This is a genomic window from Flavobacterium sp. Root186, assembly GCF_001428525.1.
GTDB lineage: Bacteria > Bacteroidota > Bacteroidia > Flavobacteriales > Flavobacteriaceae > Flavobacterium.
In genome coordinates this window covers 141,556-165,391 of sequence record NZ_LMHW01000014.1, presented here as the reverse complement: position 1 = coordinate 165,391, position 23,836 = coordinate 141,556, and the positions used below count along the sequence as shown (strand labels likewise).

At 34.3% G+C, this 23,836-nt stretch carries 16 protein-coding genes; 3 read left to right on the top strand and 13 right to left on the bottom strand.

Annotated elements, in window-relative coordinates:
• Positions 1–142: 142 nt before the first annotated feature.
• The 10 genes from ASD98_RS17595 to ASD98_RS17550 all read right to left on the bottom strand — a co-directional run bounded on the left by ASD98_RS17595 (position 143) and on the right by ASD98_RS17550 (position 14,729).
• A complete protein-coding gene (locus ASD98_RS17595; RefSeq protein ID WP_056206878.1) occupies positions 143–2,323 on the bottom strand; it encodes a glycoside hydrolase family 97 protein in 2,181 nt (726 codons plus the stop codon).
• A 48-nt stretch (positions 2,324–2,371) separates the two neighbouring features.
• Entirely contained in the window at positions 2,372–3,757 is a 1,386-nt protein-coding gene (locus tag ASD98_RS17590) for an alpha-amylase family glycosyl hydrolase (RefSeq protein WP_056206875.1), read from the bottom strand.
• An 88-nt stretch (positions 3,758–3,845) separates the two neighbouring features.
• Positions 3,846–4,955: a SusE domain-containing protein gene (locus ASD98_RS17585; protein WP_056207420.1), complete on the bottom strand. Its 1,110-nt coding sequence runs from the start codon at positions 4,953–4,955 to the stop codon at positions 3,846–3,848.
• 13 nt (positions 4,956–4,968) lie between these two features.
• Positions 4,969–6,477, bottom strand: a complete 1,509-nt coding sequence (locus ASD98_RS17580; protein ID WP_056206872.1) for a RagB/SusD family nutrient uptake outer membrane protein — start codon at positions 6,475–6,477, stop codon at positions 4,969–4,971.
• A gap of 9 nt (positions 6,478–6,486) precedes the next feature.
• On the bottom strand, positions 6,487–9,699 hold the full coding sequence (locus ASD98_RS17575) for a TonB-dependent receptor (protein ID WP_242412134.1): 3,213 nt from the start codon (positions 9,697–9,699) through the stop codon (positions 6,487–6,489).
• 191 nt (positions 9,700–9,890) lie between these two features.
• A complete protein-coding gene (locus ASD98_RS17570; RefSeq protein WP_056206865.1) occupies positions 9,891–11,069 on the bottom strand; it encodes a FecR family protein in 1,179 nt (392 codons plus the stop codon).
• A 484-nt stretch (positions 11,070–11,553) separates the two neighbouring features.
• Positions 11,554–12,117, bottom strand: a complete 564-nt coding sequence (locus ASD98_RS17565) for an RNA polymerase sigma factor (RefSeq protein WP_056206862.1) — start codon at positions 12,115–12,117, stop codon at positions 11,554–11,556.
• Positions 12,118–12,512: 395 nt separating this feature from the next.
• Entirely contained in the window at positions 12,513–13,169 is a 657-nt protein-coding gene (locus ASD98_RS17560) for a hypothetical protein (RefSeq protein ID WP_012023298.1), read from the bottom strand.
• Between the two features lie 120 nt (positions 13,170–13,289).
• Positions 13,290–13,661, bottom strand: a complete 372-nt coding sequence (locus ASD98_RS17555) for a YraN family protein (RefSeq protein WP_056206859.1) — start codon at positions 13,659–13,661, stop codon at positions 13,290–13,292.
• Between the two features lie 168 nt (positions 13,662–13,829).
• Positions 13,830–14,729 (bottom strand): LD-carboxypeptidase, encoded by a 900-nt coding sequence (locus ASD98_RS17550; protein ID WP_056206857.1) that lies wholly within the window; start codon positions 14,727–14,729, stop codon positions 13,830–13,832.
• 212 nt (positions 14,730–14,941) lie between these two features.
• On the opposite strand from ASD98_RS17550, the gene ASD98_RS17545 reads away from it, so the two are divergent.
• Both ASD98_RS17545 and ASD98_RS17540 read left to right on the top strand, forming a co-directional pair.
• The gene (locus ASD98_RS17545; protein ID WP_056206854.1) at positions 14,942–16,039 is read left to right on the top strand and encodes an endonuclease; all 1,098 of its coding nucleotides are present in this window, start codon (positions 14,942–14,944) and stop codon (positions 16,037–16,039) included.
• Positions 16,040–16,138: 99 nt separating this feature from the next.
• The gene (locus ASD98_RS17540; RefSeq protein ID WP_056206852.1) at positions 16,139–16,678 is read left to right on the top strand and encodes a 3-hydroxyanthranilate 3,4-dioxygenase; all 540 of its coding nucleotides are present in this window, start codon (positions 16,139–16,141) and stop codon (positions 16,676–16,678) included.
• A 304-nt stretch (positions 16,679–16,982) separates the two neighbouring features.
• Here ASD98_RS17540 and ASD98_RS17535 read toward each other — a convergent pair whose 3' ends face one another.
• Positions 16,983–17,942: an MBL fold metallo-hydrolase gene (locus tag ASD98_RS17535; RefSeq protein ID WP_056206849.1), complete on the bottom strand. Its 960-nt coding sequence runs from the start codon at positions 17,940–17,942 to the stop codon at positions 16,983–16,985.
• A 183-nt stretch (positions 17,943–18,125) separates the two neighbouring features.
• Between ASD98_RS17535 and ASD98_RS17530 the strand changes: the two genes are divergently transcribed.
• Positions 18,126–19,679 (top strand): aldehyde dehydrogenase family protein, encoded by a 1,554-nt coding sequence (locus ASD98_RS17530; protein WP_056206846.1) that lies wholly within the window; start codon positions 18,126–18,128, stop codon positions 19,677–19,679.
• Positions 19,680–19,756: 77 nt separating this feature from the next.
• Here ASD98_RS17530 and ASD98_RS17525 read toward each other — a convergent pair whose 3' ends face one another.
• Together ASD98_RS17525 and ASD98_RS17520 are read right to left on the bottom strand one after the other, a co-directional pair.
• The gene (locus ASD98_RS17525) at positions 19,757–22,516 is read right to left on the bottom strand and encodes a T9SS type A sorting domain-containing protein (RefSeq protein ID WP_056206843.1); all 2,760 of its coding nucleotides are present in this window, start codon (positions 22,514–22,516) and stop codon (positions 19,757–19,759) included.
• 445 nt (positions 22,517–22,961) lie between these two features.
• Entirely contained in the window at positions 22,962–23,735 is a 774-nt protein-coding gene (locus ASD98_RS17520) for a Bax inhibitor-1/YccA family protein (protein ID WP_056206840.1), read from the bottom strand.
• Positions 23,736–23,836: the final 101 nt, after the last annotated feature.

The following is a 23,836-nucleotide window of genomic DNA, read 5'->3' as shown; positions in this document are numbered from 1 at the left end:
TAATAGTTTTCAAGTAGTAAAATTTTAATTTTTGCCCAAAAAAGAGCATAAGTTTCTGCCACGAATTCACAAATTAAGCATTCATCTTAGTAAATCTTAATTTGAAAAATTCGTGAAATTCGTGGCAAAAAAACTCAGTAATCTATAACTTTTTCAATCCCTTTAATTCTTCAGCATTTGCTTCTTTGATGCTGATTGCAACTCCTCCTCCCGGAGCTAAATACTGCTTTAATTTGCTTTTGGAGTTTACAATAACTTTGGTAACGGTATATTTCTGTGGATTTTTATTCCAATTGGCTTCTTTGGCATCGGCATAAATTGTAGCTATGAAATTTTTTCCGGCAGGTAAATAATCAAATGAAATGTTTGTTGTTCTTGCATTTTCATCTGTAATTCCGCCAATAAACCACTCATTTTTGCCTTTTGCTTTACGTGCAATTGTAATATAATCTCCAGGTTCAGCTTCTAAAATGTAACTGTTATCCCAATCTACAGCAACATCTTTAATGAACTGAAATGCATCTGGAAAACGCTCATAATTCCCCGGAATATCAGCGGCCATTTGCAATGGGCTATACATCGTTACATAATACGCCAATTGTTTTACCAAAGTAGTATTGACACGCTGTGAGCTTCCGGTTCCATAATACGAAAGATCGGTTTGGAAAATTCCCGGTGTATAATCCATCGGACCCCCCATTAAACGTGTAAATGGTAAAATCGTAGTATGATCTGGAGCTAATCCTCCCATAGATTCAAACTCGGTGCCGCGCGCTGACTCCTGAGCGATCCAGTTTGGAAAGGTTCTGTTCAAACCAGTTGGGCGAACTGCTTCGTGGCTGTCAATCATAATTTTATAATCGGCAGCACGTTTCGCTACGTTAATGTAATGGTTTACCATCCATTGTCCGTCATGATGTTCGCCACGTGGAATAATTTTTCCCACATAACCTGTTTTTACAGCATCATAACCATTGTCGTTCATAAATTGAAAAGCACGATCTAAACGACGTTCGTAATTGGTTGCAGATCCTGAAGTTTCATGGTGCATGATAATTTTGACACCTTTTGAAGCGGCATATTCATGAACTGCTTTTACATTAAAATCAGGATACGCTGTTACGTAATCAAAAACTTCTTCTTTCCAGTTGTTGATCCAGTCTTCCCAGCCAATGTTCCAACCTTCGATAAGGATGGCATCGAAACCATTTTTAGAAGCAAAATCAATATATTCTTTTGCACGTTCTGTTGTGGCTCCGTGTTTTCCGTTTGGAGTAAGTTTTGTAAAATCGTCAGTTAATTTTACATTATTTTCTTTTCCAAAAGCCCAGGTACTTCTTCCTGCTACAAAATATTCCCACCAAATCCCGATGAATTTTACAGGTTTAATCCACGAAACATCTTTATAACTTGTTGGTTCGTTGAGGTTCAGAATTAATTTTGAAGCTAAAATATCTGTTGCTTTATCGCTTACTACAATGGTTCTCCAAGGCGATTGAGCATCGGTCTGTATATAGCCTTTTGCCCCCACAGCATCTGGTGCTAAATGACTAATCATTTTGTTGTTTACAGCATCAACTTCAAGATACATTGCCGGATAATTGATTAATCCCGCTTCGTGAATGTTGATGTATAAACCATCATCAGATTTCATCATTGACGGCGTTTGTACTGATAATTCTTTTATTGGCCACTGCGAATTGATTTCGATAGTAGCTTTTTTCATCAGCGAAGGAATCTCTGAAATTTTTGATGTTGTATACGCATATTCGTTTGTATCATAATCTCCCGGAATCCAGAAAATTTTATGATTTCCAGCCAAATTAAACTGCGAACGTTCTTCTTTTATTACAAAATAGTTTAGATCATTTTGTTTTGGAAATTCATATCTAAATCCCAGTCCGTCATTGAATAAACGGAAACGAATACGAATAAATCTATTGTTGTTTTTTGCTTGAGCTAAAGTGACAACCAATTCGTTGTAATGATTACGAATTGTTTTTTCTTCGCCTAAAACCGGATTCCAATTTTCATCAACAGAAGATTGTGCTGTATTTGTAATGGAAAAACCATCCAAAAACGAAGGCAGGTTTTGCAGTTCTAAACCCAAAGAACTTGGTTTTATTACGGCTTTTTGTTTATATGATAATTGGTAAGAAGGAATGCCGCCTTCTTTTAATTCAAATTTTAGAGTAAGATTTTTGTCTGGCGAAGTTATTTCTTGTGCCTGAAGCCAAATTGTGCTTATGAATACAAAAAATAAAAGCGCTGTTTTTTTGCTCAAACGAATTTGAAGCAATAATTTTTGGGATTGAAAATTCATGTTATTTTGTTTTTTGCAAATCTAATTTTATTTAAAACTGCATTCGAATTAATTTTTCAATACTATATATTGAAAAGGCTGCAATGTTATTTCTGCACCAACAGTAACTGCTGCTCCGGTAAAAGCGTCTTTCCAGTTTCCTTTTAAAGTCGACGGAACAAGATGTTTTACTGTTGCATCTGTTAAATTAGAAAGGACAAAAACTTTTTCGGCATCTTTTATCATCGTAAATGCACTTACAGCGTTGGTGCTGTATCCTGTAAAAGTTCCTGTTTTAATAGCTTTGCTTGTATTTCTAAATGCAATGATTTTTTTGTATTCGGCAAGCATTTCATTATCTGCGGTCGACCAGTCGATTGGGGTTCTTGAGAAATAATTTAGTCTTTGCGCATATCCAATTTCTTGTCCGTTATAAATCATTGGAACAGATTTTAAATAAGCAGCAACAACAAAAGTGGCAACAGATCCTTTTTTACCTCCAAAAAGTTCTAAAGGCGTCCCATCTGAAAGGTTAACGTCGTGATTGCTTGTATACCTAACTACTCTGTTTTCCGGATTGTAATTATTAGCATATTCTGTTGCATTAGAATCCTGAATTGTAGTTGCAGGTTTATTTTCTTTAAAAAGCTTTTCTAAAGTACTGAAGAAATTAAAACCAAATGTATAATCAAAACCAGAAGCAAAGTGGTTATATTTTGAACCTTCAGCCAGCATTAAAATAGATTGGTTTTTTTTGATTTTTCTCAATTTTGTTATGGCATCTGCCCAGAAATTATTAGGTACAAAATCAGCATAATCGCATCTGAAACCGTCAATATTAGCATTGTAAACCCAATATGACATAGCATCAATCATAGCATCTTTCATTTCTGTATTATCGAAATTTAACTGCGCTACATCATTATAATTTGTTCCCGACGGAATTATAATGTTTCCGGCAGCATCTTGCTGATACCAGCTTTTATGCTGTGTAATCCAGGCATTGTCCCAAGCTGTATGATTGGCAACCCAGTCTAAAACAACGGCCATGTTTTTCTTGTGTGCTTCTTCAACTAATGTTTGAAGATCTTGTAATGTTCCAAAATCAGGATTTACGGCTTTATAGTCTTTTACAGCGTAAGGAGAACCTAATTCGCCGGAAGCTCTTTCTTTTCCAACAGGAAAAACAGGCATTAAATAAATAACATTTACTCCCAATTCCTGAATTTGAGAAAGTCTGTCCTGAACTCCTTTTAATGTTCCGGCCTGACTAAAGGCACGAATGTTTACCTGATAAATTATCGCATCTTCTTTTTTTGGCATTTTTTCAAAAGGAGTGCCATATTGTGTATATGGAGATTCGGGAGTTTTTTCTGAATCATCATCAGAAGAACTGCACGAAACAAACGCTACAGCCAACAGTAATGCGTAAACAAATTTTATATTAAATTTCATAATTTTTATATTTTAAATGGTTGAGGAGTAACCTGCCTTTCGAAGTAAAAAGACAGGTAAACTCAAACCAAACTAAACTTAATTTTTGTTATTTTTTAACGATGGAAGTTATTGCAGTTGCCGGATAACCTGTACTTGCCGGATCTGTTTCAACAATTTTAAAAGTTACTTCATAAGTTCCTGCTTCACCAATGGTGTAAGCGCCGCTATTATCAAGATTAACGATGTTTGTTGAAGCATCTGCAGGTCCGTAATTCACTGTCCATGCATCATTCAATCTGAATTTTAAAGCACCCGCTAATAAATTTGCTGTTATTTTCCATGTTTTTGTTACATGGTCATAAGACATTGGTACGGAATGATTCCATCCATAATTTGGATCTCCAGCTGTTTGTTCTGCTGTTGCAGATGCTGGCCCAACAATTCCCCAGGCATAAGGAGTCTGCGTCCATTTTAATGTATTTGTATTTACTTTGATTTGATATGAACCTGCACCCGGAAGCACAAAATCAGTATCGCTCATGTTTTTCAAATCATTATTTGTTGCTCCTGCACCATAGAATTGTGCCCAGTTTCTTCCTTTATTTAATTTAAATCCAGGACCTGCACCTTCTGCGACAGTCATGTAACCCTGATACACTCCTAATTGAATTTCGGTTAACGCAGCTGCTGTTTCTACAGCCCATCCCTGATAGCTTCCCGGCATATAAATTTCTCCAAAAACAACGGTCTTCAAGTATGGTGTAACCGTTATTGTAACAGGATTTGAGTAAGTTCTATGATCCATTGAAGCTTCTACACGAATTACTAATTCTCCCGGAACATTAGGTTTTAATCCTAAGTCTAAGGCGATTTTATTTAATTCTAATCCGGTAAATGATTTGCTTAAAACATCTTCTCCGGCTTCAACTCGTTTTGCTTTTGACCAAGCCTCACTTCCTTTGATGTCAGTAGGCAAATCTAATTGTACGGCATAGCTCACAGGCGCTGCAATTGGGTAGGTTACTTTTGGATAGGAAACTAGTAAAGCAGCCTGGTCTGAAGTCTCTTCTTTAAGTACTATTGTATTAGATGATACCTCAATTCCAGAAGGAAAATTTACTGATTTTAGTGTCGTTACTGTTCCTTCAGTTTCACAGGAAGCGGCTAGAAAAACCAAACTTCCAAGTAAGAATAATTTATTGATATATTTTTTCATGATAGTTTTGTTTTTAGTAACCTGGGTTTTGTTTAAGCCCACGATTGGCATCTAAAGCAGATGTTGGAATTGGGAACAATTTTCTATAAGCAGGTGATGCAGGTCTAAATTCGTTTGCCAATAAAAATTTGTCAAAACGAATCATGTCTTGTCTTCTGTGGCCTTCCCAGCTTAATTCGAACCCTCTTTCATTATAAATATCATCAAGAGTAGGATTAGCAGCTAATGGATCTAATCCTGCACGTTGTCTGATTTGATCTACAAAAGGTTTTGCATCGGCAAAATTTCCTAAACGAGCGTTACATTCTGCCATCATCAAGATTACGTCAGCATATCTGAAAATTGGAAAGTCATTCGAAGCTCCTCCTCCTGATTTTACTCCTGCAGGATAAAATTTAACATTACGAACTCCTGCCTGAGGAAGTGCTCCGGGATTGTCTAAAGAACCAACTTCAAGAGTGTAATTGAATCCGCCAGGCTGTTCACCTACTAAAAACTGTTTTCTACGAATATCATTTACATCGTATTTCAGGAAGAAATCTTTAGGAACAATAGTTCCGTTCCAACCGCTTAATCCAAATAAATTTACACCCTGTGGACCATATACACTACGAACAGCATAAACATTACGAGAAACAACATCAAGAGTTGCATAAATAGGTAAAATAGTTTCATCATCAGGAAGTACATCTCCAAATAATTCAAAATACTTATTTCCTAAAGGATTTGCAGCATCGGCCGTACCAGAATGAAGTGTAAATCCGCCTTCAGAAACTTTGTTACAAGCGGCTAAACATTCTGTCCATTTTGGAGTTCCTGTGTAAACCTGAGCGTTTAGATACACTTTTGCAAGCAATGTGTAACCAGCCCATTTGTTGAATCTTCCATAATAATTGCCGCCTTTTGCTACCGAAAGTTGTTCTACGTTTTCTGTTAATTCTTTAACGATAAAATCAAAGACTTCCTTACGGCTTGACTGAGGAATTTTATCAACGGTAATATTGTTGTTTGTATAAAAAGGAACATCACCAAAATCATCAATTAATAAATAATAAAAGAAAGCACGTAATACTTTTGCTTCAGCAATTTTTGAAGGATCTGCACCTGATTTTTCTAATAACTCAACGGCCAAATTTGCATTGAAAATAGATTTGTATAACCAGTTCCAAGTATTGTTGATAATGAATTCAGAAGGAAGCCATTCGTGTTTGTGCAAACGGGCAAAATCCTGCTGCCAGTTACCATCTGTTCTATGTGGAATTACCTGCTCATCTGATGACATACAGTTCATGTCGTACCAGCCGTTATCAGCTCCTGCATAACCTACGCCAGGTACACCTTTACGTTCAAAGTCTCCAGGAATTTCTGCATAAACACTGGCAAGGGCAATATTAGCTCCTTCCGGAGTTCCATAAAAGCTGTCGGGTTGATATTTGTCGTATATATTTTCGTTGATATCTGTACAGCTAAAAAGTGTTAGAAAACATACGCTTCCTGCTGCTACTATATTTTTAATTTTCATCTCTTTTTACTATTTAAATTTTACAGTCAAACCAAATGCAACACTTCTGGTACGAGGATAAATTCCTTTATCGCCTCCAAAATTATCATTAGGGTCACCACTTCCGCTTACATTCAATTCAGGATCAACACCTGTGTAATCTGTAATTAGCAGTAAATTGCTTCCTGTAAGAGAAAGTCGAACAGAGTCTACATATTTATCAGTAAAACGGAAAGTATATCCTGCTGTAACGTTCTCTAAACGAACAAATGAACCATCTTCTAACCATGCATCAGATCCGTATGGAGAAGAAAAAATTCCTTTATCAGGAGCGCTTTCCAAAACATTCGAACTACCAGTGTTCTCCAGCATACTCAACCTTTGATTAAGGTTGTTGTAAATTTTGTTTCCTCCAGAACCTCTCCACAACATAGAAGCGTCAAAGTTTTTGTATCTGTAAGACGGGTTAAATGCAAAAGTGTAAGTTGGCAATGCTGAACCTGCATAGTAACGATCCGGACTTGTAACGCCCTGATCAATTTTACCATCTCCATTTTGATCCTTTACGGTTTCAACACCATTTGAATTTGTACCGGTACTTTCTAAAATATAAAATGATCCAATTGGCTTTCCTTTTACCAATAAAGAGTTCGGTGCTCCCCAATTTACATAGTCAGTATTTAAAGGAATACCGTTAATACTGCCGCTTAAATTAAGTACTTCGTTTTTCATAAAAGAAACGTTTCCTGCTAATGTCAGTGTACTGTTATTAGTTCTGATAACATCGTATGCAAGTGCAGCTTCTAAACCTTTGTTAGAAATGCTTCCTACGTTTGCTTTGATTCTATTATAAGGATATGGAGGCTGAGGTACAGTATAATCAAATAAAAGATTATCTGTTGTAGAATCGTAAACATCTATGCTGCCTCTTAATCTATTATCTAAAAGAGCGAAATCAAGTCCAATATTAGTTTGTCTTTTAGTTTCCCATTTTAAGTCAGCATTTGCATTTTGAGCAATACCAAAATTGGTAATGATAGATCCTCCAAAATAAATATTTCCTGCGCTGTCCACTAATGGTAACGAAGTTTGTGGATAAAGACCTTGCTGATTACCCGTTTCACCATAACCTACACGTAATTTTAATTCACTAAATAGATTTTGATTCAACATAAACGACTCTTTGTTAATTTGCCAAGCAACAGATGCTGATGGGAAATTTCCCCATTTGTTGTTGGCACCAAATACAGATGAACCATCTCGTCTGATACTTGCTGTAAGTAAATAACGATCTAATAAAGAGTAGTTTAACCTTCCTAAATAAGAAACTAACGATCTGTCATTTTTATAAGATCTGATGTCTCCGGCTCTTACTTTAGATAAATCACCAAACTGAAGTGCATTGTAAGTAGCTTCATCACTAATAAAACCTCTTGCCTGAGTGTAATTACCCTGATAAGTCTGGCTTTGCCATTCGTATAAAGCTAATGCATTAAAAGTATGGATTCCTAAAGTTTTTTTATAGCTAAGACTAACATTGGTTAATTTTTCATTTTGTCTGGCATTGTCAATATTTGCAAAACCTTGCTGTTCAACTGCATACGCTTCTGTAGATTCTGCCGGCATGTAATAACCTATAGTTCTATTGGTTTTTCTCCAGCTTCCAAACCAGTTTGCTGTAAAACCTTTGCCTAATTCTAAATCTGCTTTTAAACTTCCAAATAAATTATCATCTTGTCTTTCATTTGTAACCGTTTGTGCAGCTGCATAAGGGTTTAAATAATGAAATACGGTTCCATCTGTAAAATAAGTTCCATCAGTATTATAAACAGGATCTGTTGGTCTTGCCAATAATGCATTTGTAATTAGGTTTGATGTGTAAGCTACTGTACCAATGCTTCCAATACTGCTTGTTGTATTATTTATTCCTGAGTTTAAGTTAAAAGTCAATTTTAATTTATCATCAAGTGCCAATTGTGTTGCCTGAATACGCCCAATATATTTTTGATTACTAGAATTAATTACAACTCCGTCTTGCATAATAGCTGTTATAGAAGCTCTGTAGTTGAATTTATCCGTTCCGCCGCCAAATGATAATGTGTGGGTCTGGGTAATTCCCGTTTCAGTCAAAAGGCCGTACCAATTTGTATTTGATCCGTGATTTGAAGATGCCGGAACACCAACACTTTGAGCAGTTTCCCACCATTGGTTAGCATCAAGCATGTCTAATTTTTTTGGAATAAAATCAACAGATGTTGATCCGATGTATTCGATCGTAGTTTTTCCGGCTTTGTTTTTCTTAGTTGTTACAATGATAACTCCAGGCGCTCCTCTAGAGCCATAAACAGCCGTAGCAGAAGCATCTTTTAAAACATCGATACTTTCGATTTCACTTGGAGGAACCTGATTTAACAAATCCATGTTTCCCTGAATTCCATCCACAACAACCAAAGGATCATTTCCTCCAATTAAAGAAGAAATTCCACGAATACGAACACTTGGTCCTGAACCGGGCTCGCTTCCTATCTGAGTGATATTTACACCGGCAGCTTTACCTGCAATTAACTGTAAAGGATTTACAATTGCACCCTGATTCATATCTTTTGCAGCAATTGAAGAAACTGCCCCAGTTACATCTTTTTTTATTGCAGTTCCGTAACCAACTACAACAATTTCCTGTAAGTCAGTTGCATCCGGAAAAAGCTGAATGTTTATTACATTTTGGTTTGCCGTTACTTTTTTCTCTTTATATCCTACAAATGATACAATAATTACAGACTGGCTGCTTTCAACAGTAATTTTATATTTTCCGTCAAAATCAGTTACCATTCCGTTTTTAGTTCCTTCTTCAAGAACAGAAGCTCCGGGTAAAGGCAGACCATTTTCATCGGTAATTACACCTGAAACAGTTTGTTTTTGAAATTCGATTACCTGTGTTCTAAGTTCTGGTTTTTTAAGGATAATCTGCGTATCTCTGATTTTAAATTCAGTTGGAGTTCCTTTAAAAATTTTATCTAAAACCACATATATCGATTGATCTTTTACAGAAATGGAAACTGTTCGATCTAAGTCGATATCGTTCAGTTTATAAATAAATCTGAAATCTGTTTTTTGTTCAATGGTCTCAATAACCTTCTCGATTGTTGAATTGTTTAATTCAAGGGTTACTTTTGTTTTTTGGGCATAAGTATTCCCTCTAATATTAAACATGGCGACCAAAATAAGTAGTGTAGTTAGTTTCAATTTTAGGTCATTTTGGAACAATGAGTATAGGAACCCATTATTCTTAGATTTTTTTTTCATAATTTTGTTAATTGATTGTAGTTAATTCGTTATATTCAATCACTTAGTTAATCGGAAATTGTTCGCAGCTCTTTCCGATTTTTTTATTCCTGTAATCTTAGTTTTTCATATTTTTTCATTGGTTTTAGTGGTTATTTAATTAGTATTTGATCGTTTTTTATGGTGTAATTAATACCGTGGATGTCGTTGAAATAACTCATCACTTTATCAATTGATTCGTCGCTGAAACTTGCATTGAATTTTTCGTTTGCCAGTTTTTCATTTTTATTTACAATAGTAACATTGTAGCGTCTTTCCAGTTTTGTAATAATATTTTTGAAAGTCATGTTTCTAAATGTCAATCCGCCGTTTATCCATGAAGTATAAATATCAGTAATAACCGGTTTAGTCGAAATTTTGGCATTTTCTTTGTTGAAACTTCCTTTAAATCCTGGTTTTAGAATAGTATTTTTTAAAGCATCAAATTCTTCGTTTGACTGATACATTCCAACAGAACCTTCAACTAAAACAACATCTGTCGCAGCATCTTCAGGATAATTTGAAACGTTGAAATGGGTTCCTAAAACTCGAACGTTCAATTCATCGGCATTTACGATAAAGGGATGTTTTTTATCTTTTGCAACATCAAAAAAGGCTTCTCCATCAAGAAATACTTGTCTATTTTCGCCGGAAATAAACTTTACAGGATATTTTAAAGTTGTTCCTGCATTTAAGTGAACCATAGTTCCATCGGATAACTGGAGGCGGAATTTTTTTCCGTATGGAATTTTAATCGTGTTATAAACTAATTTTTCCGGATCTAAACTGTTTTCATAAACAATTTTATCTCCATTTTGATTTCCAATAATATTTCCTTTTGCATCTTTTACCTGAGCCGAATTATGCTCTGATAAAATTTGAGTCTCTCCATTTTCTAACTGTAATACAATGTCAGAGCTTTTAAAATCGAATTTTGGTTCAACAACTTTGTCTGAAAGATTTTGTTTATAGAAAAAGCCAATTCCCAGTAAAACAATTACAGAAGCAGCGATCGAAATATATTTTCTGAAATTTGATTTTCTCTCAGGCATTTCAATTACGGTTTCTTCTTCTTTTGAAGCTGATAAAATATTCATGAAAATATCATCAGCAGTTTGTTTATCCATTTTCGGCATTTCGACAAGAAGATTTTGAATGTCTTCTACCGTTGGAAAATCCTCAGTAAGCTGGTTTTTTTTATAATAAGCAATTACCTCGTTTGTTTCCTCGGGCGTACATTGGTTTAAAACAAACTTTTGTAAAAGACTTTTTATTTCAGAATTTGAATTCATTACGAATTGTTTTTAGGTCGGGTTCTGAATATAATACAGCCGAAAACGATTTCAGTACTACTCAAACGTTGTAAATTTTTAAATTTTAACATTTAAAAAGATAAAATTTATCGTAAGTTGTTGATTTGTAAGTGATTTTAAAATGAAGTTTTTTTGTAAAAATTAAATGGAATGCAGTTTTTGCCCACAGATTTAGCGGATGAAACAGGTTTACACAGGTTTTTTATTTAAAATATAGCCCGTGGTTTCAACCACGGGACACGCATCGTGATTATACATTGCTTATATATTGCGTCCCCACGGTTGAAACCGCGGGCTATATTTGAAATTCAGTGTTATAAAAGAATATTGAGTTGAATGAAAAAAAAACAAAAAACCTGCGAAAATCCATTTCACCCGTAAAATCCGTGGGCAATCTATTACAGTAAAGGCAAAAAAAAATCACCCGGAAAGAGTGATTTAATTGGTTAAAAATTGGTTTTGGTTAGATAATCTCGTCGTGAACCTGAAAAAAGACCCGCATTGATTCTAATGCTTTACTCATTTGATTCCTGACAGTATTTATAGAGATGCCGAGTTCCTGACTAATTTCTTCGTAACTCATGCCTTTCTTTCGTGACATTTTAAAAATTTGTTTCCGCTTTGGCGGTAATTGTTTCATTGCCTCTTTTCGCAGTTTCTTGCAGTCTTCTTCCCGAATGGAATAATCTCCGTATTCATGCGATTTTTGACTTTCATAAAAAACAGCTTCCTTCAAAACCAAATCATTTGCTGCCTTATTCAATGTATTAAAAGCCTGATTTCGGGCAATGGTAAAAATATAAGCTTTAAAAGATTGTTCTATGTTTAAGTTCTTTCGATGCTGCCAGACTTTCATAAAAACATCCTGTACATTTTCTTCGGCGGCTTCTTTCGATTTTAAAAGACTTATACTGTAACCATAAATATCCTGGTAATACAAATCAAAAAGAGAACGAAATGCTTTTTCGCTGCCATTTTTTAATTCGCTTACCAATAATTTGTCGCTATAGTCTTTGGCTTTCAACATTAAATTAATTAGTTTGTATTTAAATCTAATTATATTACGATACTATCAAAATCGATACTCTAATGCGTTGAGTGGTTAGCAAATATATAAAAATATTATTCGCAGCAAATAATGGTAAAATAAACTTATTTCGGTTTTTTGTGATTTATTTTATATGAAATCTCAGTAAACACGGCAGTAAAATGCTTTTTATCAAGTTGATGGCTTTTTTGCTAAAATTTTAAAAATTAACTATATTGAACCCTATTTTTTGAGAATATTCTTATTTGATAATGGTTTGATTGAAAAGCATGAATTGTGAATTTGTAAAGAAAATCCTTTTATCTTTTTTGAGAAAGACAAAAGGATTATTGAAAATTGAATTTATTTAAGATCTAAAATTAAATTTTTGGCGATTAGTTTTTCAAATCTTTAATTACTTTAAAAGCAACATCAACCTGATCTTCTCCAACAAGAATTGTAAATTCATTTGAAGTTGAAATTACCTCATTTATAATAATTCCTTCCCAAGCTAAACGCTGGAAAATAAAATAATAAATACCAGGAACAACAATATTTTCTTTTGGTAATTTTACAGTAATCGAAGCCAGATTATCTAATTTCTGAATTAGTTTTTCTCTCATAAAGTGTTTCTCCACTAAATGATTTACACTGCTGCTTACTACAATATTAGTTTCGTTTACACCACGAGATGAGGTATAGAAAATATCAGATAAAGCGTTGATGTCAGAAATTAAATCGGCTTGTTTGTTTAATACAGTTTCAGAAGCTGCGAAGGTGTAATCTGTCAACTCAGATCTAACTGTAATTTCACCAATATTCTTGATTACCTTATTGATTTTATGGTTTAATTTAAAATCTAATTCTTCTGTCAATCGCTTCAGTGACATTACAACAGCCCCTTGTTTTACTTCTTTGCCAAATTCATTTTCTAACTCGGTCATAATGTTCCGAGAAAGAGAAGTCAGGTTTATAATCCCAAGAGATAAAGCGTTTAACAGAAATGGTTTCGTTTTGATGTAATTTTCGACGATGGAAGAAACGGTTTTCATAATTTTTTTTTCTTTTTTTTTGTAACTTAATAGGTGTGGTTTAGTTAATTTGATGTTATAAATCTATGCAAATATAAATAAAAAAACAATTTGTTACAATTATAACAAGAAAAAATTATGTTAAAAATGATAAAAAGCATCAGTAAGATGTTCAATTGCAAATGATTCCCCGTCTTTATGGATCGCAACGATGTCAAAACGGATATTTAAATCATCATTAAAATCCTTTTCCCTATAGTTTATGTAGGCATTTACTGCTTTTATTAAGAGTTGAATTTTTTTTGGCTTCACAAAATCCTGCGGAGAACCAAAATCTAAACTCGATCTTGTCTTCACTTCGACAATTGCTAAAACATCATCTTTTTGAGCGATAATATCTATTTCGGCTTTTTGAAAAACCCAGTTTCGATCTAAAATTTCATAACCATTTTGTTGTAGATATTCTACAGCAAGTTCTTCTCCTTTTTTGCCAAGTTCATTGTGTTCTGCCATGTTTTTTGGTTTTCAGTCTCAGTTTTCAGTTTCTTCTGATGGATTTGGGATTATTTAAAAATAAAAAACGCAAAGTCACAAAGTATCCAAACTTTGCGGCTTTGCGTCTCTGCGAGATTTTATGTGTGGTATTTAAGAGACTTTCTTAAATCGAATTATTATATGCTGTTATTTCTGAAAAGTAACCGTGCTTCCGGATGCATTTACATCAATAGAAATAGTACTTCCCATAACTAACGCTCGATTATCCTGAATATGTCCGGCCGGGAAATTAAAGATTACAGGAATATTGTATTTTTTGGTTACATCATCAATGATTTCTAATGCATTTTTCCCCCACGGAACTTCATTGTCTTTCATTTTGGTCATTCCTCCAATGATAATTCCTTTAAGGTTTTCGATACAGCCGTTGCGTCTTAAATTCATCATCATACGATCGATATGATATAAATATTCATCTAAATCTTCAATAAACAAAATCTTGTCTTTGCAATCAATTGCAGAAGGAGAACCTAATAAACTGTATAATATGGAAAGATTTCCACCGACTAATTCGCCTGATGCTTTACCAAAACGGTTCATGCTGTTTGGTTCGACAGAATAGGAAAGAGGCTCACCAAATAAGCTGGATTTCATTGAACTAATCGCAGCCGGAGTAGCACGCGGAATCGTAACCGGCATAACACCATGAATAGATTTATACCCCATCGTGTTTAAGTGATTGTGTAAAACGGTAACATCACTAAAACCAATAACCCATTTTGGATGTTGTTTGAATTTTGTAAAATCCAGCAGATCTAACATTCTTACAGTTCCGTAACCGCCTCGAACGCACCAAATAGCTTTAATATTCGGATTATCTAGTTGCTTTTGAAAATCGGCGGCACGCTGTTCATCAGTTCCGGCTAACTGATGGTAATCTAATCCAATTGAACTTCCAACAACAGCTTCTAATCCCCAGCTTTTAAGCAAATCAATAGTTGGTTTTAAATTGTCGTCGATATTTTTTCTGGCAGTTGCTAAAAGTGCTACAGTATCTCCTTTTTGTAAATAAGGTGGTGTTATCATGATTTGTTGGGATTGACAGGTAAATGATTGTAAAGCAAAAATAAGAAATGCCAGTTTAACACCATTAAAATATTTCGTGATAGTAAGGAAGCTTTTCATAGTTTCTTTTGCTTATTTGAATGTTGAGATTAACAAATATAAATTATTTACTCAATTAAAATATTGAGAATTCTTACAAAATATTTAAATTGAGCTCTTAAACTTTTAAAGTTATGCAAATTATTAAATTTCACTTTTGTTTACTCGCCTTTTTTATAATTTCTCTTTCAAATGCACAATCTAAAAAATATGTTATTCATACCGCAGCCTTTTACAATTTAGAAAATCTCTTCGATATTTATGATGATGCAGGCAAAAATGACGACGAATGGACACCAGCTGGAGCTCAGCATTGGACAAAAGAAAAATACGAACAAAAACTAAAAAATCTTTCAAGAGTAATTTCTGAAATAGGGACTCCTGAAAATTCTAATGCACCCACTTTGATTGGATGTTCAGAAGTTGAAAATCGTGGTGTTCTTGAAGATTTAATTAAACAAGAAAAAATATCAGGCTACGATTACGGAATTATCCATTTTGATTCTCCCGACCAACGTGGAATTGACGTTGCGCTTTTGTACCAAAAGAAATATTTCAGGCCAACTTCTTATGCTAATATTCCGTTATTGATTTACAAAAACAAACCGATTATTAAGGAAGATAAAAATGAAGATTTAGGAGATGTTGAAATTAAAATAGATACTAAAAACCGGGTTTTTACCAGAGATCAGCTTTTGGTAACAGGTTTTTTAGAAAATGAAGAAATCCATATAATTGTCAATCACTGGCCATCAAGATCTGGCGGAGAAAAAGCCAGCAGTCCGTTTCGTGAAGCGGCAGGAAAATTAAATCGAAAAATTATCGATTCGCTTCAGCAGATAAATCCAATGGCAAAAGTAATTACAATGGGAGATCTAAACGACGGACCTTTTAATAAAAGTGTGAAAATCGAATTAGGAGCAAAATCAAAAAAAACAGACGTTCCTGAATTTGGGGTTTATAATCCATTCGAAGAAATGGCAGAAAGAGGAATGGGAACTTTAGCGTTTAGAGATTCCTGGAATATTTTTGACCAAATTATAATGACCAAATCTTTTACTGAACCTGATTTTTCAAGTTTCAAATTCTGGAAAGCCGGGATTTTCAATAAACCTTATCTTATCCAAACTTCGGGAAGATATAAAGGATATCCGTTACGGAATACTTTAACTGAAGCTGGTTTTAGCGATCACTTTCCGGTTTATGTTTATTTAATACGAGAGATAAAATAGATCACAGTTTGCAGTCACAGTTTGCAGTCTGAATACTGAGACTGCGACTGTTTACTGAATACTTTTCACTACCTTAGCTTTTCATAAATTCTGAAAAAAATGGCTATAGCAAAACCATTCAATCTAACAAAATGGATTGAAGATAACCGACACTTACTAAAACCACCAGTTGGGAATAAAAATCTATATGTTGATTCAGGCGATTATATCGTCATGATTGTTGCCGGACCAAATGCACGAAAAGATTATCATTATAATGAAACCGAAGAACTTTTTTATCAGCTTGAAGGAAGTATAAAAGTAGTGATTCAGGAAGATGACGAACGTAAAGAAATGGAATTAAATGCCGGAGATATGTATTTACACCCCGCTAAAATTCCGCATTCTCCAGTTCGTTCAGAAGGTTCAATAGGGCTAGTAATTGAGCGTAAACGTGTCGGAAAAGGATATACTGACGGTTTACTTTGGCATTGTGATAATTGCAATCACAAACTTTACGAAGTGTATTTTGAACTGCATAATATCGAAAAAGACTTTCTTCCTCATTTCGAACATTTCTACAATTCAGAAGAATTAAGAACCTGTGATAAATGCGGAACCGTAATGGAAACTGATCCAAGATTTACGGCTAAGAAATAACTTATTGATCTAGAGTACGAGTATTAAACCCGACAGGTTTTAAAAACCTGTCGGGTTTAGATTAAGTAAGTTAATCTAACAATTTCTGAAAATTTGTTAGGTATTATTAAATACAAAGAATAATATAAAAATGAAGGATTCAAAAAAGCTAGAGGACTCAAATGCAAATATAAATAATAGCTTAGAAGAGGATTTCTTGTCACACTTAAAGGCATTGAAAAAGCAAAAGTAGAACTTAGGAATGGTGAGTTTATTACTCATGAAGAGATGTTATTGGAGTTGAAAAGAAAAAAAATTATTTAAACTACAACTCAATTTTTTTCCCTTGTTCGGGATACTTAATCTTCAATCCTAAATCATTTTGAGCTTTTAATTGCTCTTTAATTTTAGCAATATTTTTAGCCGGCGGTTTTAAATGCGTAATAATGATTTTGAAATTATTCAAAGAACCTTTTCCAGCTAATTCTTCCAAAACATGAAGTTCAGTCATTAAGTGGTTTGGCGTTAAGTGTCCAAATAAAAATTTGTCCGGCTGTTCATTCGGGAAAGAAACTTCGATTAAAATACCTTTCAATTGTTTGTTTTGAACCAAAGGGGCAATTGTTGTCCACAGAGCTTTTAACTTATCGCTTTTTTCTACAGAATCAGGGCCTGTATCTCCTAAATAAAGAACGTAATTATCTTCATTTTTAATTAAAAAAGCAGTGCTTTCAAAAGGATTTACATGACTTAAAGGAAAAGCTTTAACTGTCATTGTTGTATTCGAAAGCGGCGTTTCTTCATTTATATTTAAAGTTTGAAAATGATATTTTTTCAACGGAAATCCCACGCCTTTATCTCCAAAATTAGCCCAGGTTTGATCGTTGAAATAATGATTTTCCATCATTTCCATACATTTTTCTGTTGCATAAACTGTTTTAGAAGAATCGGCAGGAGAGTTGATAATTAAACCAGAAACATGGTCTAAATGTGCATGCGAAATCAAATACCCTTTTATATATTTTCTTAAAACTTCGCTGGTCGACACTTTGAAGACTTTGTTTTCAATTGCTTTTTCAATTCCGGCATTTACAGTTCCGGCATCCAGACAGACAAAATCTTTTGTATTTGATGGCGCTATTAAATAAGCCGAAAGATTTTTCTCGTCGATTCCGCCTTTTATTCCTAATGGCACTATTTGGAAAGAAGATTTCTGTTCTTTTTGAGAAAAAGCATTAAATGAAATTAAGACAAAACAAAGCAAAAGCCGACTGAGAAAGTTCATATTTATAATTTTTAAGAATGCAAATTTCATCAATTTTACCGAATAAATCAGGATGACTTTGCGTTAATACTTGTAAAATAACGCTAAATTTACTTTGTCTTTAATAGTTCAATTCAATTTGAAATTAATTCTAAAATAATATCTTTACATAAAAATATAACAATTTTAACTAAAAAAGTTACAATGACAACAATAGCATCACAATTTGGCATGAATGAAGCTTTGGAAAAACTAGGAATTAAACTAGTTAACGAAGGAACTTCAACTGGAGTAGAGAACTTTTCATCGGGTGAAATTTTAGATAGTTTTTCGCCTGTAGACGGAAAATTAATTGCATCTGTAAAAACTTCAACACTTGAAGATTACGAAAAAGTAATGCGTTCTGCAACTGAGGCATTCAAAACTTTTAGATTAATTCCTGCGCCGCAGCGTGGAGAAATCGTGCGTCAGTTTGGAGAAAAATTACGTCAAAATAAAGAAGCTCTTGGTAAATTGGTTTCTTATGAAATGGGAAAATCATTGCAGGAAGGTTACGGAGAAGTTCAGGAAATGATCGATATCTGTGATTTTGCCGTTGGACTATCTCGTCAGTTACACGGATTGACAATGCATTCAGAAAGACCGGGACACAGAATGTATGAACAATATCACTCATTAGGAGTTGTCGGAATTATTTCGGCGTTTAATTTTCCGGTTGCCGTTTGGTCTTGGAACACTGCTTTAGCATGGATTTCTGGAGATGTTTGCGTTTGGAAACCTTCTGAAAAAACACCTCTTTGCGGAATCGCCTGTCAAAATATTATTGCTCAGGTTATCAAAGAAAATAATCTTCCGGAAGGAATTTCTTGCTTAATAAACGGCGATTATAAAATAGGCGAGTTGTTGACAAAAGATACTCGTATCCCACTAATTTCTGCTACAGGTTCTACCAGAATGGGAAAAATTGTTGCACAAACCGTTGCCGCAAGATTAGGAAAATCTTTATTAGAATTGGGAGGAAATAATTCAATTATTGTGACTCCGGATGCTGATATTAAGATGACTGTTATTGGAGCAGTTTTTGGAGCCGTAGGAACTGCGGGACAGCGTTGTACATCAACTCGAAGATTGATTATTCACGAAAGTATTTATGATAAAGTTAAAGATGCTTTAGTAGCAGCTTATAAACAATTACGCATCGGAAATCCGCTTGACGAAAACAACCATGTTGGACCGCTTATCGATACACATGCTGTCGAAATGTACGCTGTGGCTTTGAATAAAGTTGTTGCTGATGGTGGAAAAATTTTGGTTGAAGGAGGAGTTCTTTCGGGCGAAGGTTACGAAAGCGGCTGTTACGTAAAACCTGCAATTGCTGAAGCTGAAAATTCTTTTGCAATTGTACAACATGAGACTTTTGCTCCGGTTTTATATTTGATTAAATATTCTGGTGATGTCGATAATGCTATCGAACTTCAAAATGGAGTTGCACAAGGATTATCTTCTGCAATTATGACAAATAATTTACGTGAAGCTGAAAGATTTTTATCTGTAACAGGTTCTGACTGTGGAATTGCGAATGTGAATATCGGAACTTCGGGTGCTGAAATTGGAGGCGCTTTTGGTGGTGAGAAAGAAACCGGCGGCGGACGTGAATCTGGTTCTGATGCCTGGAAAATCTACATGAGACGTCAAACGAACACGATTAATTATACAACCAATCTTCCTCTGGCACAAGGAATTAAATTTGATTTGTAATTAAATATTTTTTAAAAGATAAGCAAAAGGCTTCCAAATTTTGGAAGCCTTTTAGTTTTTATAAATTATTATCAGTTTTATTTTTTAATAATAGTTTGGTTAAACGAATCCTCAGCAGTATAAATTTTTGCTAAGTAAGTTCCCGTTGAAAGCTGACTGATATCAATACTTTCGTTTCCTTTTTGAATAGTTTTTACTAGTACGCCTGAGATATTATAGATCAGAACCTTTTCTATTTTTTGATTTGGATCTGATACATATATAATGTTTGATGCCGGATTAGGATAAACAAATACTTTTTCAACTTCTGTATCAACAGGAGCTTCTATTTTTGCCATACGAAGCGTTCCGCCGCTGTAAACTGTACTCATGTAAAATAAATTTGAAGTGTCTTTTTTCGTAATAGTATGACTTCCCGCAGCCAATGATACTGTTACGATTCCGTTAGAAGCTGTTTTATCAACATTGTCAACTTTTATTGTTGCCGAAGCTTCCACAAAAACAAGTGTCAAAGTACTCGCCTGACTTGTAGTAAATGAAATATTGGTAGAAGACTCGATTTTTAAACATTGTGTCAAAGTCAAACCGTTATAGGTAACAGTGCCTTTACTAGTGGAAAGATTTCCTGTAATTGCATAGAATGTGCTTGTTTTTCCAGAAGTTGTAAAATTGTGAATTTCGCTTCCAGATGTACCTGTATTTACCGTAATTGTTCCAGATCCTGTTGCTGCAGTCCCTGTTCCTGTCGTCGTAATTGAATACGAAACTGTTGCAGTTGGAGTTCCTGCAATAGTTATTGTTTTGGCCGATGTATTTTTTACAAAAGTTAATCCAGATGCTGGTAAACCAGTTAAAGTAGCATCAGTTGCGGTTCCTCCCCAAGTAAATACGATTGAGTTAATGGCAGTTCCGCTGGTTACAGTTTGGCTGTTATTATTTGTTGATGTTAAGGTTTGAGTTCCCGCTGCATTTACGGTAATAGTTCCTGAGCCAGTTGCAGGAGTTCCTGCCGTTCCTGTTGTAGCGATTGAATAATTTACGGTTGCAGTTGGAGTTCCTGAAATTGTAATTGTTTTGGCTGAAGTGTTTTTCACAAAACTAATCCCAGAACTTGGCAAACCAGTTACAGTTGCATCGGTTGCAGTTCCTCCCCAAGTAAAAACAATTGCACCAATAGCAGTTCCGTTGGTAACGGTTTGATTGTTATTAGAAGTTGAAGTTAAAGTTTGATTTCCAGCAGGAGGATTTGTTCCGTCCTGAACATAAACTAAATTAGTTTGATAATTTGTCAAAGCAGATTTTAATCCTGTATTTACCGCATCGGCAGTATCATCAACAGCATTATTAAAAGTCCATTGCAAATCACCGCCAGACACACGACCGGCATATTGCATAACATTTGTTCTTGCAGTTTCTGGACTGTCAGGTGTATAAGAATACATTACACTTGAATTAGTATCAAAATTATTATACGTTTTAGCACCTTTTTTTGATGTAATACTGCTGCTGATAGTTTCATTTCTGGTCGATGCTACATAAGCATCAAATTCAACAGGATAAGTTGAAGAATTGTAACCTACAAAACGAGTTTGTCCGCTCATTGTATTATTAAAAGCTTTTATGGTTCCGCCGTCTTCGCTCGAAAAAGTTCCCTCGGCACCATTATAAACATCAGTTCCCTGCATTGAAGTCAACATTGGATATTTACAATTTCTAAAATAATTAGCTTCTACAAAAACGGATGAGCCTAAAGTTGATCCAACACCGTATTTTGAATTTCCATCATAATAGTTATTATAAACGTGAGCAGAATAGTAGCGCACACGAGGATGACGAGAATCGGAATGATCGTACCAGTTGTGATGGTATGTAATATATAAACCAGCAGTAGTTCCTTCGCTTAAACCTAAAAGATTACTTTTTCCTGAATCCCAAAAGTGATTGTATGAAAAGGTAATATATGTAGATTTTTTACAGTCTAATGCTCCATCGCCTTTAACCTGGTCGGCATCACTTCCTGCATTTCCATAAAAGAAATCACAATTATGTACCCAAACGTAATCATTATCTTGCTGCAGACCAATATTATCGCCTTCACCGCTGTCGCAGTTCATTGTTCCAATATTTCTAATTTCGATGTTTGACGCATTTTTAACTCTTATTCCCCAGCCATCTGCAACAGCATCATTTCCTATTCCTTCCAGAGTTAGATAAGCCGAAGCATTTTTGCTGTTTTCAATAACAATATCACCGCTCATCATATAGGATAAATCAGTAATTTGCCCAACCAAACGAATGATTATAGGTCTTAACTCTTTACCTTTTTTGTATCCGTCAAGAATGGTTTGTAATCCAACACAAGGATTTGCTGTCGCACCGGTTACATCAAGAGAAACGGTATTTTTAGTCTGCTCCGTCACGTAAATAATCACAGCATTACTTTTTGGTGTTCCATCAGCATTGTACCCGCCAGGAACACGAGAATTGGCAAAAGCAAATCCAGATCGGTCATGTGCTTTAACAGTTAAAGAACCAGTTGTTGTGCCAGTTCCTTCCACACCGGAAATAACCGGTTTGATTTTTACATTATAAGACCCAGCTTTTAAACCCGGAATATCGGCACGAAAATAAGTTCCATAGCTTCTAATAAGCTGATTGTCAATTTTTCTGTCAACAATTCCTTCTCCAGAATAATAGACATTGTAAGTTTGGGCATTGCTTACTGGCTGCCATTTTACAAAAACGGATTCAAGCCATCCGCTGGCTTCATTAATTTGCTGGGACCAAGTTTGGACAGCAATAAAAAACATAGCTAAGAAAAGTAGGTTTTTTTTCATAATTGTTTAAGTTAGACATTAATAAAAGTTTTTGTGGTTTTTGTGATTCTCGATTAAAATAAAATTGTAATCGATTACACGAAATTATACAAAATTTTGATATTCTTATTTATTTTGTCTTAAAAAAACATATATGAAAAATTAATCAACAATATTTTAGTTAAAATGTAATTTATTGCATAAATTGTAATTTATTACATGTTAAAATATTTTAATTAAATGCCTAATTTTATTGATGTTTTAAAGAAATAAAAGTGAATGTATTTTTAGAGGTTACATTTTTATAACTTTTTAAGTTATTTTTGTTAAACATTATTTTTTGTAGGAAAAAGAATATTTTTTTAAATTGTTTGTATTTTAACCTGCGAAGTAATTATTAGAATATATAGCACAAAAAAAGCCTTTTTGAATTTCAAAAAGGCTTTTGTATTTAGAAAGAGCGAAATTAATTCTTACTTGACAATTTAGATAATAATCTTAAAAATTCGATATACAACCAAACTAATGTAATCATTAATCCCATTGCACCATACCATTCCATGAATTTCGGCATTTTTTCTTGGACACCTTTTTCAATAAGGTCGAAATCTAAGAATAAATTCAGAGCCGCAATTATAATTACAAAAACACTGATACCAATACTCATCATTCCATTTCCGTAATGTACCGGAGTAAAATTAAAAATTAAAGAAGCAATCCATGAAATTAGATAGTAAGTAGCGATTGCCAAAGTAGCAGCAATTACAACTGATTTGAATTGTTCTGTAACTTTTACGATTTTAAATTTATATAAACCTAAACAAACTAAGAAGGTAACCAATGTGGCCCCAACTGCGTTTATTACGATTCCAGGGTACATAGCTTCAAAAATAGCTGAGATTCCTCCAATGAATAATCCTTCAAATAAGGCGTAACCCGGAGCAAGATACGGTGATAATTGTGGTTTAAATGCAGAAATTAGAACAAGAACAAATCCAACAATTGCACCACCAATAGCAGGAAGCATAATATTCATTCCGTTAAAAGCCATCCACCATGTTACCATAGCAGCGCCGCATAATATTAAAAATAAAATAGCTGTTTTATTAATCGTACCAGACAAAGTCATTTCCTGATTGTAATCAATAATCTTTGCTTCGTGTACTTCTTCAGCTCTTGAAACAGCATTTGATGAAAAACGCTTGTTACTTAAAAAAGGATTTTTTGAATTGAAGGCCATAGTTTTTATGCTTTTAGTGAACCCAAATATATGGAGTTTTTTCGAAGTCTGTAATTTACCTTTGAATTTTTAACATGAAATTTTCTTTTGAAAACGGCTGT

Coding starts and splice junctions, on each gene's coding strand:
- ASD98_RS17595 (WP_056206878.1), bottom strand. CDS start 2,323: ATGAATTTTCAATCCCAAAAATTATTGCTTCAAATTCGTTTGAGCAAA.
- ASD98_RS17590 (WP_056206875.1), bottom strand. CDS start 3,757: ATGAAATTTAATATAAAATTTGTTTACGCATTACTGTTGGCTGTAGCG.
- ASD98_RS17585 (WP_056207420.1), bottom strand. CDS start 4,955: ATGAAAAAATATATCAATAAATTATTCTTACTTGGAAGTTTGGTTTTT.
- ASD98_RS17580 (WP_056206872.1), bottom strand. CDS start 6,477: ATGAAAATTAAAAATATAGTAGCAGCAGGAAGCGTATGTTTTCTAACA.
- ASD98_RS17570 (WP_056206865.1), bottom strand. CDS start 11,069: ATGAATTCAAATTCTGAAATAAAAAGTCTTTTACAAAAGTTTGTTTTA.
- ASD98_RS17565 (WP_056206862.1), bottom strand. CDS start 12,117: ATGTTGAAAGCCAAAGACTATAGCGACAAATTATTGGTAAGCGAATTA.
- ASD98_RS17560 (WP_012023298.1), bottom strand. CDS start 13,169: ATGAAAACCGTTTCTTCCATCGTCGAAAATTACATCAAAACGAAACCA.
- ASD98_RS17555 (WP_056206859.1), bottom strand. CDS start 13,661: ATGGCAGAACACAATGAACTTGGCAAAAAAGGAGAAGAACTTGCTGTA.
- ASD98_RS17550 (WP_056206857.1), bottom strand. CDS start 14,729: ATGATAACACCACCTTATTTACAAAAAGGAGATACTGTAGCACTTTTA.
- ASD98_RS17545 (WP_056206854.1), top strand. CDS start 14,942: ATGCAAATTATTAAATTTCACTTTTGTTTACTCGCCTTTTTTATAATT.
- ASD98_RS17540 (WP_056206852.1), top strand. CDS start 16,139: ATGGCTATAGCAAAACCATTCAATCTAACAAAATGGATTGAAGATAAC.
- ASD98_RS17535 (WP_056206849.1), bottom strand. CDS start 17,942: ATGAACTTTCTCAGTCGGCTTTTGCTTTGTTTTGTCTTAATTTCATTT.
- ASD98_RS17530 (WP_056206846.1), top strand. CDS start 18,126: ATGACAACAATAGCATCACAATTTGGCATGAATGAAGCTTTGGAAAAA.
- ASD98_RS17525 (WP_056206843.1), bottom strand. CDS start 22,516: ATGAAAAAAAACCTACTTTTCTTAGCTATGTTTTTTATTGCTGTCCAA.
- ASD98_RS17520 (WP_056206840.1), bottom strand. CDS start 23,735: ATGGCCTTCAATTCAAAAAATCCTTTTTTAAGTAACAAGCGTTTTTCA.